At 51.8% G+C, this 14,083-nt stretch carries 13 protein-coding genes, 1 pseudogene and 1 CRISPR repeat array; of the genes and pseudogenes, 9 read left to right on the forward strand and 5 right to left on the reverse strand.

Going from position 1 to position 14,083, the window contains the following annotated elements:
- Window positions 1–77: 77 nt before the first annotated feature.
- Window positions 78–1,490 carry a malic enzyme-like NAD(P)-binding protein gene (locus AB1552_12135; GenBank protein ID MEW6054517.1) on the reverse strand — a complete coding sequence of 471 codons (1,413 nt, stop codon included), beginning with the start codon at window positions 1,488–1,490 and terminating at the stop codon, window positions 78–80.
- A gap of 48 nt (window positions 1,491–1,538) precedes the next feature.
- On the opposite strand from AB1552_12135, the gene AB1552_12140 reads away from it, so the two are divergent.
- A complete protein-coding gene (locus AB1552_12140; protein ID MEW6054518.1) occupies window positions 1,539–2,102 on the forward strand; it encodes a thermonuclease family protein in 564 nt (187 codons plus the stop codon).
- Window position 2,103: 1 nt separating this feature from the next.
- On the opposite strand, the gene AB1552_12145 is transcribed toward AB1552_12140, so the two are convergent.
- Window positions 2,104–2,769 carry a TIGR00730 family Rossman fold protein gene (locus AB1552_12145; protein MEW6054519.1) on the reverse strand — a complete coding sequence of 222 codons (666 nt, stop codon included), beginning with the start codon at window positions 2,767–2,769 and terminating at the stop codon, window positions 2,104–2,106.
- Between the two features lie 174 nt (window positions 2,770–2,943).
- Between AB1552_12145 and AB1552_12150 the strand changes: the two genes are divergently transcribed.
- Together AB1552_12150 and AB1552_12155 are read left to right on the forward strand one after the other, a co-directional pair.
- Entirely contained in the window at window positions 2,944–3,507 is a 564-nt protein-coding gene (locus AB1552_12150; GenBank protein ID MEW6054520.1) for a LemA family protein, read from the forward strand.
- A 19-nt stretch (window positions 3,508–3,526) separates the two neighbouring features.
- Window positions 3,527–5,209 carry a zinc metalloprotease HtpX gene (locus AB1552_12155; GenBank protein MEW6054521.1) on the forward strand — a complete coding sequence of 561 codons (1,683 nt, stop codon included), beginning with the start codon at window positions 3,527–3,529 and terminating at the stop codon, window positions 5,207–5,209.
- A gap of 39 nt (window positions 5,210–5,248) precedes the next feature.
- On the opposite strand, the gene AB1552_12160 is transcribed toward AB1552_12155, so the two are convergent.
- Window positions 5,249–5,485 (reverse strand): hypothetical protein, encoded by a 237-nt coding sequence (locus AB1552_12160; protein MEW6054522.1) that lies wholly within the window; start codon window positions 5,483–5,485, stop codon window positions 5,249–5,251.
- A gap of 183 nt (window positions 5,486–5,668) precedes the next feature.
- Here AB1552_12160 and AB1552_12165 point away from each other — a divergent pair, with 183 nt between their 5' ends.
- From AB1552_12165 to AB1552_12180, 4 genes are all read left to right on the forward strand, one after another.
- Window positions 5,669–6,931 (forward strand): multiheme c-type cytochrome, encoded by a 1,263-nt coding sequence (locus AB1552_12165; protein ID MEW6054523.1) that lies wholly within the window; start codon window positions 5,669–5,671, stop codon window positions 6,929–6,931.
- Between the two features lie 237 nt (window positions 6,932–7,168).
- Window positions 7,169–8,824, forward strand: coding sequence for a ribonuclease J (locus tag AB1552_12170; protein ID MEW6054524.1), 1,656 nt, complete (start codon window positions 7,169–7,171; stop codon window positions 8,822–8,824).
- A gap of 6 nt (window positions 8,825–8,830) precedes the next feature.
- Window positions 8,831–9,598, forward strand: coding sequence for an undecaprenyl-diphosphatase UppP (uppP, locus tag AB1552_12175; GenBank protein ID MEW6054525.1), 768 nt, complete (start codon window positions 8,831–8,833; stop codon window positions 9,596–9,598).
- Window positions 9,583–11,643 carry a DNA translocase FtsK 4TM domain-containing protein gene (locus tag AB1552_12180; GenBank protein ID MEW6054526.1) on the forward strand — a complete coding sequence of 687 codons (2,061 nt, stop codon included), beginning with the start codon at window positions 9,583–9,585 and terminating at the stop codon, window positions 11,641–11,643. The genes uppP and AB1552_12180 overlap by 16 nt, the downstream gene beginning before the upstream one ends.
- 214 nt (window positions 11,644–11,857) lie before the next feature.
- Here AB1552_12180 and AB1552_12185 read toward each other — a convergent pair whose 3' ends face one another.
- Window positions 11,858–11,977, reverse strand: a complete 120-nt coding sequence (locus AB1552_12185) for an AbrB/MazE/SpoVT family DNA-binding domain-containing protein (protein ID MEW6054527.1) — start codon at window positions 11,975–11,977, stop codon at window positions 11,858–11,860.
- Window positions 11,978–12,037: 60 nt separating this feature from the next.
- A pseudogene (locus tag AB1552_12190) lies at window positions 12,038–12,175 on the reverse strand (CRISPR-associated endonuclease Cas1).
- 90 nt (window positions 12,176–12,265) lie between these two features.
- On the opposite strand from AB1552_12190, the gene AB1552_12195 reads away from it, so the two are divergent.
- Together AB1552_12195 and AB1552_12200 are read left to right on the forward strand one after the other, a co-directional pair.
- Window positions 12,266–12,517, forward strand: coding sequence for a type II toxin-antitoxin system prevent-host-death family antitoxin (locus tag AB1552_12195; protein ID MEW6054528.1), 252 nt, complete (start codon window positions 12,266–12,268; stop codon window positions 12,515–12,517).
- On the forward strand, window positions 12,514–12,768 hold the full coding sequence (locus tag AB1552_12200; GenBank protein MEW6054529.1) for a Txe/YoeB family addiction module toxin: 255 nt from the start codon (window positions 12,514–12,516) through the stop codon (window positions 12,766–12,768). Before AB1552_12195 ends, AB1552_12200 begins: the two co-directional genes overlap by 4 nt.
- A 72-nt stretch (window positions 12,769–12,840) precedes the next feature.
- A CRISPR array of direct repeats spans window positions 12,841–14,064; the repeat unit is 32 nt; unit sequence GTTTCAATCCACGCCCCTGCGCGAGGGGCGAC.
- The last annotated feature ends 19 nt before the right edge of the window (window positions 14,065–14,083 follow it).

Here is a 14,083-nt window from a genome sequence, read left to right on the forward strand (position 1 = left end):
GGGTACAATGAGAGGATGCGGCATTTGCGCCCGTTCCCGCTCTTCGACCACTTTCGCGCCATCGTCTGATGATCAGGTTATCTTTCTTTCCCTGCGACTCCGCTCCTGTATGCGGCATCCGCGACAGCAGAGGCAACCGCGGTCACAACCCTCCGGTCAAAGATGCTCGGTACAATATAGTCTTCACTCAGTTCTTTCCGGTCGATTACTGAGGCAATAGCTCCGGCAGCAGCGAGCTTTATCTCCTCGTTGACAGTCCTTGCCCTCGCGTCCAGCAGGCCCCTGAACAGGCCGGGAAAACACAGCATGTTATTGATCTGGTTCGGGTAGTCGGACCTGCCTGTTGCGAGAATGCGGACATAAGGCGCTGCATCCTCGGGCGCGATCTCCGGTTCAGGATTTGCAAGGGCAAAGAGTATCGGATCGCGCTTCATGCGCAGTATATCGTCAACGCTGATAAGGTTTGGGGCAGAGACGCCGATGAACACGTCTGCGCCGTCCATCGCATCAGAGAGGCAGCCTTTGATCAGGCGGGGATTTGAATGGTCTGCTATCCATCGTTTTGCAGGATTCATATTCTTCCTCCTGCCCCTGTAAAGCGTTCCGTTTCTGTCACAGGTGATAATGTCACGTATCCCGACCTCCCTGAGGATTTTGCAGCAGGCGGTTCCCGCAGCTCCGGCCCCTGCAATCACGATCCTGAGTTTGCTGAATGTTTTTCCCGTTGCTTTTACCGCGTTCAGCAATGCAGCCAGCACTACGACAGACGTGCCGTGCTGGTCATCGTGAAATACCGGGATGTCAAGATGCTGCCGCAGCCTGTCTTCGATCTCAAAACATCTCGGAGCCGATATATCCTCAAGATTTATTCCGCCGAACGCCGGAGCGATGTTTTTCACTGTCAAGACTATTTCATCCGGGTCTTTTGTCGCGAGACAAATCGGGAAGGCATCGATGTTGGCGAACTCCTTAAAAAGCATTGCCTTCCCCTCCATGACCGGCAGCGCAGCCTCGGGTCCGATGTCCCCGAGACCGAGAACGGCGCTTCCGTCAGTAATGATGGCTACAGAATTCCGTTTTATGGTGTAGCGGTAGGTTTTGTCCCTGTCAGCATGAATTGCTGAGCAGATACGGGCGACTCCGGGGGTGTACACCCGTGAGAGGTCAGCGCGGTTTTTCACGGGCACCTTATTATGAATCTCGATCTTGCCCCCGTGGTGCTGGTGGAAAGTCCTGTCTACGACATGAATGACCCTGACACCTTCAATCTCTCTGACCGCAGCAACGATCGCTTTTTCGTGTTCATCATCCCGCGCATTCACTGTGAAATCGCGTACGATTGTCCCCTTGCCGGTTCTCACGATATCGACAGAGCCGACATCCCCGCCGGCATCCCCTATGGCGGTGGCAATCCTTCCGAACATGCCGACCTGGCTGATGATCTCAAGCCGTATCGTGATGCTGTAGCTCGGGCTGGGTGTTGTCCTCATACCGATAATTATACAGTGAAAAAAGGGATTAGTGAAAAGGTATAATACATGATGCACAGGAAAGGTACGAGACAGGGAAAGTCAGGCATTATCGCTGTCCTGTTTTTTTTCATTGCTGCGGGGTTCTATTTTGTCAATGAGAAATATCAGATTTTCGGGCAGCAGAACAGCGAGGCACTGGTCCCTGTCCTCTCGGTTAACGACGGTGATACCGTCAGCGTGCGCATCAACAAAAAACAGGAAAAGGTCCGGCTTGTGGGCATAGACGCCCCTGAACTGGCACAGGCCCCGTGGGGTGAAGCTGCGCAGAAGCATCTGGATGCGCTTCTGCACGCCGCGGGCAGGAAGGTCAGGCTCGAATACGACGTGGAAAAAAGGGACCAGTACGGCCGCATCCTCGCGTATCTCTGGACGGATGACGGCAGGTTCGTGAATCTCCTGATGATACAGGACGGGTATGCGATGCTTTATACCTTCCCCCCGAATGTGAAATACGAAAATGAACTCAGGTCAGCCCAGACGTCGGCGAGGGAGGGAAAGCGCGGTATCTGGAGTGAGGAAGGGCTGAAAGAAAAGCCTCGCGATTACCGGAAAGCGCATCCGAGAGAGTAGGTCACTGCTCATCGCATCCGGGCATTTCGATCTCAAGGTCATTCTTGTATCTGTTCAGTATCTTGCAGACTTCTTCAATATCATCAGCGAGTGACAGCAAATCCATGTCAACGGGCGCAATGGCATTGTGAGGAATAAGGTTGGACTGGAACCAGTCAAGCAGACCCTGCCAGTATTCTCTCCCGAAAAGGATTATCGGGAAAATGCCTATTTTTTTGGTCTGCGAAAGAGTCAGGGCTTCGAAAAGCTCGTCCATCGTGCCGAAGCCGCCCGGGAAAATGATGAATGCGGTCGAGTATTTCACAAACATGAGTTTTCTGATAAAGAAATATCTGAAGGAAAGGGAGATGTCCTGATATTGATTCGGGAACTGTTCAAGGGGTATTTCGATGTTCAGTCCGACTGATTTTCCTTTGCCCTGTTTCGCTCCCTTATTCGCCCCTTCCATGATGCCGGGTCCGCCTCCGGTAATCACAGAAAACCCGATATCTGAAAGCCTTTTTCCCAGTTCCGCAGCTTTTTCATAATAATACGAGCCGGGTTGCATCCGTGAGCTGCCGAAGACCGCGACTGACGGACCAAGGGTATGCAGCGTCTCAAATCCATCTACGAGTTCTGACTGTATTCTGAATACCCTCCATGTCTCCGAGTATTTCAAATCCTCCATGCGATTCTCCTTTTTATTTGAATTGTAAATAAATTTCTGCTAAAAGTCATTACAATGTTTCTTTCACCTCGCGGGCCTGTCCTCACACACAATATCACCGGGAAAAATATGAGGAGTCCCCGGGTTCAGGATATTTAGGATATAATAGGCAAAGAATTATCTGGAGGGCAGAAGATGGAAGCCTGGATCCTGGCAGCGGTCATTACCGTAGCGCTTCTCTGGACAGTGGTCATATACAACACACTTGTCGAGATGAAGAACAACGTCCGTAACGCGTGGAAACAGATTGATGTGCAGCTGAAAAGGCGGCATGATCTCATCCCGAATCTCGTCACTGTCGTGAGGGGGTACATGGAGTTTGAACGGGAGACCCTTGAAAGGGTGACAGCAGCCAGGGCCGGAGCTATCGCTGCGGCAGGTATCCGCGCGAAGGCTGAGGCTGAGGGTATTCTCACAAAATCACTGGACAGGCTTTTTGCGGTCATGGAAAATTATCCGGTATTGAAAAGCAACGAGAATGTGATGCATCTGCAGGAGGAACTCGCAACAACAGAAAACAAGATCGCTTTTTCACGGCAGCTCTATAATGATCTCGTTGCCGGTTACTCCACCAAAAAGGAGATCATTCCGAACAATTTCATTGCGGGGCTGTTTCATTTCCCGGAATTTGAATATTATTCTTCCGGAGCGTCTGACAGGCATCTGCCACGGGTAACCCCGGGCGCTGGAATGCAATGAGAAGGTATTTCCATATTGTTTGCCGTATTCCCTGTGTATGCCGCTGACGTATATTGAAATAGAGAAACAGAAGACATGGAGAATAGGAATGCTCTTTATTCTCCTGTTGTTTTTGTATTTTCTGGTGGTGATGTCCCTTATTCAGGGAATACTGATATTTTTCCCGTTCATTTTCCTCAGGGACGGATTTACCATTTTCTGGGGGAATCCGCTCTATGTGATAACAGTGCTGGGATTTTCGCTGGTGTGTGCAGCCATACATTTCTGGTTTTCCGCATCCGCTGCTGTCGAGCATGTAACAAAAAATCTTGAGGCTGTCCCGCCTGACCCTGACGACGGAATTCACAGGAGGCTTCTGAATATAGTGGACGAGATTCATGTGGTGACCGGCAGCAGGCAGAAAATCGCGTGTATTGTAATCCCGAGCCTGTCGATGAACGCGCTGGCGGTCTCAGACCTGAAAGGCAATGCTGCGATAGCCATTACCGAGGGCCTGCTGTCAAGACTTTCGAGGTCGCAGACCGAAGCGGTTCTGGCGCATGAGGCGGCCCATATTCTTTCCGGGGACTGCCTTGAGGCGAGCGTTGCAACCAGTCTTTTCGGTATGTATGCAGCGATGCTCGAAAAACTTCAGGCTATCGGAGAGGAAGAGTTTCACAGGGGGCTTCATCCGGCGTTTTTCCCCCTGTGGATGCTGGTGAAACTCAGCAGCATGCTCAGCATGTTCATATCAAGGGAGCGGGAATACAGGGCTGATGCTGCAAGCGTCAGAATGACCAGAAACCCGCTTGCCATGGCAGAGGCGCTGCAGATTATCTCCCGGAACTGGAGAGGTTCGGGAATCATCGCGGGCGGACTCGAAATGCTCTGCATCATCAATCCCCGGGAAGTTATGCGTGATGAGTCCGAAGGGTTCTGGGCGAATCTCATGTCTACGCACCCTCCCATCAGGAAAAGGATCAGGATATTGCTGCGCATGGTACATGTCAGAATCGAAGAATTTGAAAGAACACTCCGCGCTGGGGAAGAGACTGCGGAGGCCATGAATGCTTCGCAGCCCCTCTATTACGCCCTTAACGGCAGGCAGCAATGGCAGGGCCCGTATGACCTGCCGCAATTGTCTGCGTTACCCTGGCTATCCCCGCATACATGGATAAAGTCGGGAAAAGAGAAGGCTGCCGAGAGGGCTTCGGAAGACCCTGCAGTAAGTCCGATATTTACAGCACGTCTCAGCAAGGAGTCGCAGAATCTGTCAACCTTTCAGTGCCCGATCTGCAGGCAGTCACTCATACAGATACCGTATGAAAAAACCAGGGTGTATCAGTGCAGTTTCTGTAAAGGAGCACTTGTCGAGAGCGGAAAGATACCAAGAATCATTGCCAGGAGAGAAAAACAGTGTGAAGAAAGGCTGAGACTGCTGGCTGAAGCGGTAGCATCGGACAATCAGAGAAAAATTGTGTTCAAAAGGGCCGGAAAATCCGGAGGCAGCGCAAAGGCGCATCTGACATGCGCGCAATGCGGACACCCCATGCTGAGGACCTTTTACAGCCTTGCATATCTCATAGAGATCGACCGGTGCGGTCTCTGCAATATTACATGGTTTGATGCAGAGGAACTGGAAATGTTGCAGTGTCTTATCGACAATAAACTGACGGCAAAACTCGATTTTTCCGGCTCAGGACACGAAAATACCGGGTCTTGACCGCAGACCCTGATCTGCACCCGGAACATGCCCGTATTTCTAAATCTCGTAGCGATGATAAATCTCAGACCTCGTCGGGCATGTGCATATGTAGGAATGTCCAAACGAAACCTTATAGGAACATACGCCCGGATTTACTGTTGAAAGAAAGCAGCCGCCATCGCCGAAACATCTCTCTATCTTGCAGATATTTTTTGCATTACCGTTCAGGCACCTGAAAGAAAACATGCAGTCTGTCGTCATTGCAATCGTCTTATCTGAAATCCTGATAGCCATGTCCGCGATCCTTTCTTTTGGAGAAATATATATTATTACCATAAGAGTGATTACAGATTGGTCACAGATTCGGTTGACCGCATCCCTTCACATTCAGTGGTATTCTGCATGCGGCCGGCAGGAACGGACAGGCATGTCTGCTATAATCTATAATAAAGACAAAACAAACGAAGGGAGGAGATTATGAAGAGAAGGATTTTTTTCTTGCAGGCACTGATTGTTCTTGGTGCTGCCATGATGTTTTCATCAAATGTCGTTGCGCAATCATGTGTGGAATGCCATAAACAAATCACCCCCAGTATTGTGACTGACTGGGAACAGAGCAGGCACAGCAGGCAGAACATTTCCTGCGCAGCATGCCACGGAGACCTGCATAGCTCGGCGGAGGATGCAGCAAAAGCAAAAAGTCCCCTGCCGGACACCTGCGCCTCCTGTCACGAGAAGCAGGTGGCGCAGTTCAAAAAGGGCAAACACGCTTATGCCTGGGCAGCACAATGGGCTATGCCCGGCGCACACTGGCAGCCGATGGCGCTCATGGAGGGAAAGAAGGGCTGCGGAGGATGTCACCGGATCGGACTCAAGACCGAGGATGAGATTAAAGCGCTGAAAGAAAAGGGCGCAGACTTCGGACTTGCATCCTGCGATACCTGTCACACCCGGCATCTCTTTTCTGTGAAGGAGGCTCAGCAGCCTCAGGCATGCCAGACGTGTCATATGGGAATCGACCATCCCCAGTGGGAGATGTTTTCATCCTCCAAACACGGGGTCCGTTTCCTCCTCAAACAATTGAACATACTGCCGGAAAATGCTGCTGCGCCGAGCTGCCAGACCTGCCACATGAAGGACGGTGATCATGAAAACAGGACAGCGTGGGGGTTCCTCGCGGTCCGGCTGCCGATGCCCGAGGACAAGCAATGGGCAGCGGACAGAACCACCATCCTTCAGGGACTCGGAGTGCTCGACCCTATGGGCAATCCTACCGCAAGACTCGCGGTAGTGAAGTCAGCGGAGATGCTGCGGGTTACCCAGGAGGAGTGGCAGAAAGAGCGGGACAAGATGATCGCTACGTGCACGCAGTGCCACTCTCCGAAATTTGCAAAAGCAGAGCTTGCAAAAGGCGACGAGATGATACGGGCAGCCGACAGGCTGATGGCTGAAGGGATACGTGTGGTGAATGATCTGTACAAAGACGGAATACTCGTGAAACCGATGAAATACATTCACACGTCTGTGGATCTGCTGACATTTCACGATGCGCCCACGGTGATAGAACAGAAGCTTTTCATCATGTTTCTCAAGCACCGGATGAGAACCTTTCAGGGCGCGTTTCATGCCAATCCCGATTATGCATTGTGGTACGGCTGGAGCGAGATGAACCGGGACATTACGGAGATAAAGGCGCTTGCCGAAGATATGCGGGAAAAGGCACAGGCGAGGAAAAAGTAAACATGCAAAAATGCCGGATACCCCCAATGCCCCTCTGCACAGGGGTATTGGGGGAAAGTTGTTGTGTTCTTCACCAAAGTACTGCCACAATCCTGATGAGATCACCTGTCATCCGGGCATTATGTCGCAGATGCCGCCGCTCTTTCTGTGATTTCCCCTTCTTAGCGATCGGGAAAGCATTCAAATTTACTGCCGTGATGTCATAAGAGACCTGGAAATCTGATATAATACACATCAGTGGAAAATGCGCTTTCTGTAATCCCTCTTGGAGGTGTCGAGGAGATCGGCCTCAACACCACAATCCTCGAATATAATGACGACATTATCGTAATCGATGCCGGACTCATGTTCCCTGAAGAGGATGCGCTCGGCGTGGACTTCATCATCCCGGATTTTTCCTATCTGATCAACAACAGGCAAAAGGTACGGGCAATTGTCCTGACGCACGGCCATGAAGACCATACAGGTGCGCTGCCGTTCCTGCTGAAAGAGATCCGGGTGCCTGTCTATGGCACCCCTCTGACCCTTGGTCTGGTGAAAGAGAAGCTCAGGGAGCACGGGCTTGAAGATACCGAACTGATTCCGGTGATCCCGCGGGATATCGTCACGATCGGGGTGTTTTCGATCGAGTTCATTCGTGTGACCCACAGTATCGTAGACGGAGTCGGGCTCGGGATTACTACCCCTGTCGGCCTTGTTGTGCATACCGGAGACTTTAAGCTCGACCCGACGCCTGTCGACGGGCATCTCATGGATTTCCGCAGGTTTTCGGAATACGGGGAGAGAGGGACGCTCCTGCTTATGTCAGACAGCACAAATGCGGAAAAGGGAGGGTTTACCTATTCGGAGAAGGAAGTGCGCAGGGCGTTCGAGGATATCTTCTCAGCCACGAAGGGAAGGATAATCATCGCCACATTTGCCTCGAACATCCACCGGATACAGCAGGCGATCGACGTGGCGGTCAAGTACGGCAGAAAGGTGATCCTCTGCGGCAAGAGCATCGTGTCGAATGCGCAGATAGCGCTGAACCTGGGGTACCTGAAGATACCCCAGAATACCTGGCTCAAGCTCGAAGACCTTCACAGTCTCCCGGACCACGAGGTGGTTATTATTACCACAGGAAGCCAGGGTGAGCCAATGAGCGTGCTTTCCAGAATCGCGACCGATGAGCACAAGCATATCAAGATCAAGGAAGGCGATACCGTGATTCTTTCGGCAAAAATGATCCCCGGGAATGAACGTCCGATAGGCAAGATCATCAATCATCTCTTCAGGCGCGGCGCGAATGTCATTTATGAAAAGGTGTCAGAAGTGCATGTTTCAGGCCATGCCTCCAAGGAAGAGCTGAAACTCATGCTCAACCTTGTCAAACCCAAATATTTCATGCCGATACATGGTGAATACCGGCATCTCGTATACCATTCAATGCTCGCGCTGAAACTTGACATCCCGAAAGAGCACATCTTTATCCTGAAGAACGGTGATATTCTCGAAATCACTGCGAGCGGAGCGTCAAAAAACGGTAATGTGAATCCGGGGAGGGTGTTTATTGACGGCAAGGGAATAGGGGATGTTGAAGAGATGGTGCTCCGCGACAGAATGAGGCTCGCACACGACGGGATAGTCCTTATACTTCTGGCAATCGAGAAACTGTCGGGGAATATCGTCTCAGGACCGGAAGTGATTTCGCGGGGATTTGTATTTGAAGACGCATCCCAGGAGATTATCAGCAATGTGCGGGAACTCCTCACCAGCACTGTGAAGGGGCTCGACCGGGAGCTGATTGCAGATTCCTCGCTCCTTAAGGCAAAGCTCCGGAGCACCCTGAAGAAGCACCTCAGGAATACCATGGACCGCCGGCCGATGATCATGCCGGTTATCATTGAGGTCTGATGTTTCATGATTGAGGCGATAATTCTCGGGATTGTCCAGGGGATTACCGAATTCCTTCCTGTAAGCAGCACGGCGCACCTGATCCTGTTCCCATGGTTTTTCAACTGGACAGGAGAGGTAGATACCCTCACCTTTGATATTGCCCTGCATGCAGGAACCCTTCTGGCGCTCATTTTATGCTTCTGGAAAGACTGGCTGGAGCTCGTCCTGCATCAGCAAAAACGGCTTGGACTGATCCTTCTTGCGTCACTTCCAGCCGGAATTGCCGGACTGCTTCTGAATGATTTTGTCGAACACAGCCTCAGAAACCCGGTGGTAATCTGCGCCATGCTGATTATTGTCGGTATTGTCATGCTGGTGTCTGAGAAGACTCCCAGGCGTAAGGGAATAGAGGGGATAAGTCTGGCTGATGCCCTCGCCATAGGCGCTGCGCAGGCCCTCTCGATCATTCCCGGCGTTTCCCGTTCGGGCATAACGATTTCAGCGGGGCTCTTCAGAGGGATTGAGCGGGAGGCAGCCGCCAGATTTTCTTTCCTGCTTTCGACACCGATTATCGGTGGCGCCACGCTGCTGCATCTCCAAAAAGCCCTTGAAACCAGGGAAAACTACGACTTCCAGCTCTTTGCCGCCGGATTTGTCGTGTCATTTCTGACCGGCATTATCGCCATAAAGTTCCTGCTGCATTACCTCAGGAAGTACCCCCTGAACCTCTTCGTGTATTACAGGTTTGGGCTTTCTGCTGTTATAATAGCAGGTATATGGCTGAAAGGATAAAACGGATCAAAGAAGAGGTCCTGGGCGTAGTTTCAGTTATGGCCAGCCTTTTCCTTCTCCTGAGTCTTTTTTCACATTATCTTCGCGACCCTGTGCCCTTTTTCAGAACAACAGTCCCCCCCGAGCCGCTGCATAATCTTGGAGGGATACTCGGAGCTTATGTATCGGGGTGGCTCATAATCGCACTGGGAGTGGCTGCTTTTATTATCCCTGTCCTGATCACTGTCTTTGGTATCAGGAAACTCCTGGGCAAAGAAGGTCACAAGGCTTCCCTTCTGGGGGGGCTTCTCTTTGTCGTCTCTTCCGCGGTGCTGCTCGCACTCCTGTCACATACCTTCCATCTCTCGATAGAGAAATACCCAGACGGCATCGGCGGCCTTACCGGCAGGGGTGTTGCATATGTCGCACAGAAACTGTTGTCGGTACCCGGGGCATACATATTTTCCCTCTCCTTTTTCCTGTCCGCGCTCATCTTAATGAGCCCTGTGTCCGTCATTTCCGTTGCCTTCGGCAAGAGGCAAAAAAAGCCCGAGAGGAAAGAACTGTTCGAAGAGAGAATCCCTGAAGAGGAGGAGATACTGATTATTGAGCCCGAACCTTTGCCGGAGCCTCCTTCGGGTGTTCAGCCCGAGACGGTGATTCCGGGTAAAACAGGGGGATATGAACTTCCTTCCCTGGAGTTGCTGAGCCTGTCCGACTCATCGTCTGTAAGACCGTCAAAGGATGACCTGCTGACGGATTCATCGGTTATCGAAAAAAAGCTTGAGGATTTCGGAGTTGTCGGCAAGGTTGCCTCAGTGCACCCCGGCCCGATCGTAACCATGTATGAGTTTGAACCCGCTCCGGGGGTAAAGATCAACAGGATCGTATCCCTTTCGGATGATCTTGCCCTGGCCCTGAAGGCACAGAGCGTAAGGGTTTCGCCGATTCCCGGAAGAGCGGTGATCGGGATAGAAGTGCCGAACAAGCTGCGCGAGACAGTCTCACTGAGAGAAATCCTTTCGTCCGAAGGATTCAGGAAAAGCAGGTCGAAGCTTACCCTCAGCCTCGGAAAGGATATCGCAGGGCTGCCGGTTGTGGCGGATCTTTCAAAAATGCCCCATCTCCTTGTTGCAGGAGCCACAGGCTCCGGCAAGAGCGTATCCATTAACTCCATGGTCATGAGCATTCTGTACAAGTCCGCCCCTTCGGAGGTGAAGATGCTGATGGTAGACCCGAAGCTCCTCGAGCTTTCCGCGTATGAGGATATCCCGCACCTGATCGCCCCGGTAATCACCAACCCGAAGGAGGCTGCGGAGTCGCTGAAGAAGATGGTGATCGAGATGGAGAGACGGTACCGGTTTCTTGCGGAGAGGTCTTCGAGGAACATCGAGAGCTTCAACCAGCAGGCCAAAGAGGAAGAGAAACTTCCCTATATTGTCATCATTATCGACGAACTCGCAGACCTCATGTTCACTGCGCCGAACGATGTCGAGGATTCGATCGCGCGGCTTGCGCAGATGGGGAGGGCATCAGGAATACATCTTGTCCTTGCGACGCAGAGGCCTTCCGTTGACGTAATCACGGGAATCATTAAGGCGAATTTCCCTGCACGAATCGCGTTTCAGGTGTCTTCCAAGGTTGATTCGAGAACGATCCTTGATTCTCACGGCGCGGAACAGCTCCTCGGCAAGGGCGACATGCTCCTCATGCTGCCGGGCGCGAGGATCATACGTGTCCACGGCGCATTGATCACTGAGGATGAAACAAGGGCCGTCACAGAGTTCGTGAAAACTCAGGGCAGACCCGATTACACCATGATGGAAAGCATACAGACAATTGACCAGACTGATCAGGATAACAGGGCCGGAGAACGGGACGATATGTATTTCAGGGCGATCGAGATTGGAGAGACTGCCGGTGAGGTCTCTATCTCGTCAATTCAGAGAAGGCTCAAGATCGGCTATAACAGGGCAGCAAGGATCATGGAACTGCTCGAAGAAGACGGGCTCGTGGGCCCCCCGAAGGCTGCCGGGAAACCAAGGGACTTTCTCGGGAGAAGATAAGAGACGTCTTCAGATTACCCCCCCCTATTTTTTCTGTAATGTCACTTCCGTCTTCGTCTTTTGTAAACGCGAAGATGGCTGAAATATCCAGCACAGAGCTTTTAGCCACGTTTTCTTTCCTCTTTTCTCGACTCAGGGAGTTTTTCGAACAGGTTCGCATCTTTGAATCTTCCCCTCAGCGCTTTCACAGGGTCTTGGGGAATCGGCATGACTGTTATGGTATGGTATGCCCGTCATCTATCCATTCAAGCTTTGTTTTCGCTTTGATATCATATCTCCTGCGTATAGCGGCAGGGATGGCGGTCTGCCCCCTTACTGTCACCGTGCTTTCCATATTTCTCCCTCCCGTGACAATTATAAGATTTATTTCTATTTTACAAGATATAAATCATTAGCAGACAATCCCACCAAGAGTATGAATTGGCAAACGCATAGCTACTTCTCCATCAATCTTCACAACAATGGTCTCGCTTTCCTTCGAAAGATACGCTCCCTGAGTGGTCACAAAGAGCGTGTTAAGAAGCTTTTTCATATTCCATTAATCCTTCAGAAGTATCTCATTTCTTGACAAGCACCATGCTTACTTGTACAATAATTTGTACAATGTAAAAAGGAGATATCCATGGCAACGATTACATATTCAGATGCCCGCACAAGGCTTGCCGCAACAATGAAAAAAGTATGCGAAAACCATGAGCCTGTGATCATCACCAGGCAGAAGGAAGAATCAGTTGTAATGCTCTCTCTTGAAGATTTCAGAGCACTCGAAGAAACTGCATATCTTCTCCGCGTGCCCAAAAACGCCCTGCGTTTGCTGGAATCCATCGCAGAGCTTGAACGCGGCGGCGGAAAGACTCGCAAACTCGCCGAGTGAAGCTCATCTTTTCCAAAAATGCCTGGGAGGATTATCTCTACTGGCAAAAGACCGACAAGAATATGCTGAAACGCATAAACCGGTTGATCCATGAGATCATGAACGATCCGTTCACAGGTCCCGGAAAACCCGAACCGCTCAAGCACGGACTTTCCGGTTACTGGTCCCGCCGCATTAACGACGAGCACCGGATTGTGTATCGGCCTGCCGAAGATGCTATTCTTATTGCCCAACTGCGTTTTCATTACTGATTTCAGTTCTTCTGCACTTATCAATATTCCGGCAATCAATTATCGAAAGACCGGCGTATGAAAATATTTTCAGTTTCAATCCTTGTTTTCATGGAAGTATCTCATAAACTGTTCAATGTGAAGAAGGTATCGCTCCTCACCGAGTTTCAATCCACGCCCCTGCGCGAGGGGCGACGTCAACCGTCAGCAAAACCTCCCTATGTCGTTATGTTTCAATCCACGCCCCTGCGCGAGGGGCGACGTCGGTCACCGTCACCTTCCTCCCGCCTGTGACGTTTCAATCCACGCCCCTGCGCGAGGGGCGACACCTTGCTCCACCATCGTCTCTTCTACCGTATTCTGTTTCAATCCACGCCCCTGCGCGAGGGGCGACAGGATCTTTCTGCGACGCCATAAACTCTACAATGTTTCAATCCACGCCCCTGCGCGAGGGGCGACTTTATCTCTACGCCGGGTTCAGGACGGAGGACAGGTTTCAATCCACGCCCCTGCGCGAGGGGCGACTTTAATAGACCGGGTGATTTTATCAATATGCTCCTGTTTCAATCCACGCCCCTGCGCGAGGGGCGACATCGTATAACGGCGGCTGGACGCTTCTCAGAAAAGTTTCAATCCACGCCCCTGCGCGAGGGGCGACCGGAACCGAAAAAGGCAGTGAGCATACCAACACAGTTTCAATCCACGCCCCTGCGCGAGGGGCGACTACACCGGCATCGTGACGATCGCCGACTTCTGGCAGTTTCAATCCACGCCCCTGCGCGAGGGGCGACCCCCATCAAAGCGGCAAACGACATTGTCGGTAGCAGTTTCAATCCACGCCCCTGCGCGAGGGGCGACACCCTATGTCGTCTTCCGTCGTGAGCGCAAGCGTGTTTCAATCCACGCCCCTGCGCGAGGGGCGACACCCTATGTCGTCTTCCGTCGTGAGCGCAAGCGTGTTTCAATCCACGCCCCTGCGCGAGGGGCGACGATGACGACCGACCAGTCAAAGACGCTCGACGTGTTTCAATCCACGCCCCTGCGCGAGGGGCGACTTTAATATCGTATTCGCTATCATTGATAATGGTGTTTCAATCCACGCCCCTGCGCGAGGGGCGACTCACTTTTACTCAGGCGGAGTGTATTTATTAGGGGTTTCAATCCACGCCCCTGCGCGAGGGGCGACTGCAGCATAAGCAGGAGCATGAGCCCTATGCATAGTTTCAATCCACGCCCCTGCGCGAGGGGCGACATGTATCGGTTTTGGTTGCTCTGCCTTGCCGAGGTTTCAATCCACGCCCCTGCGCGAGGGGCGACCAAGACCTTGGAATTAATT

This window comes from Nitrospirota bacterium, from assembly GCA_040754395.1.
In the GTDB taxonomy this organism is placed as follows: Bacteria; Nitrospirota; Thermodesulfovibrionia; order Thermodesulfovibrionales; family SM23-35; genus JBFMCL01.

What these genes read in the sequence shown, in the direction of transcription:
- AB1552_12135 (MEW6054517.1), bottom strand. Translation starts at nt 1,490, where the DNA reads ATGAGGACAACACCCAGCCCGAGCTACAGCATCACGATACGGCTTGAG.
- AB1552_12140 (MEW6054518.1), top strand. Translation starts at nt 1,539, where the DNA reads ATGATGCACAGGAAAGGTACGAGACAGGGAAAGTCAGGCATTATCGCT.
- AB1552_12145 (MEW6054519.1), bottom strand. Translation starts at nt 2,769, where the DNA reads ATGGAGGATTTGAAATACTCGGAGACATGGAGGGTATTCAGAATACAG.
- AB1552_12150 (MEW6054520.1), top strand. Translation starts at nt 2,944, where the DNA reads ATGGAAGCCTGGATCCTGGCAGCGGTCATTACCGTAGCGCTTCTCTGG.
- AB1552_12160 (MEW6054522.1), bottom strand. Translation starts at nt 5,485, where the DNA reads ATGGCTATCAGGATTTCAGATAAGACGATTGCAATGACGACAGACTGC.
- AB1552_12165 (MEW6054523.1), top strand. Translation starts at nt 5,669, where the DNA reads ATGAAGAGAAGGATTTTTTTCTTGCAGGCACTGATTGTTCTTGGTGCT.
- uppP (MEW6054525.1), top strand. Translation starts at nt 8,831, where the DNA reads ATGATTGAGGCGATAATTCTCGGGATTGTCCAGGGGATTACCGAATTC.
- AB1552_12180 (MEW6054526.1), top strand. Translation starts at nt 9,583, where the DNA reads ATGGCTGAAAGGATAAAACGGATCAAAGAAGAGGTCCTGGGCGTAGTT.
- AB1552_12185 (MEW6054527.1), bottom strand. Translation starts at nt 11,977, where the DNA reads ATGGAAAGCACGGTGACAGTAAGGGGGCAGACCGCCATCCCTGCCGCT.
- AB1552_12195 (MEW6054528.1), top strand. Translation starts at nt 12,266, where the DNA reads ATGGCAACGATTACATATTCAGATGCCCGCACAAGGCTTGCCGCAACA.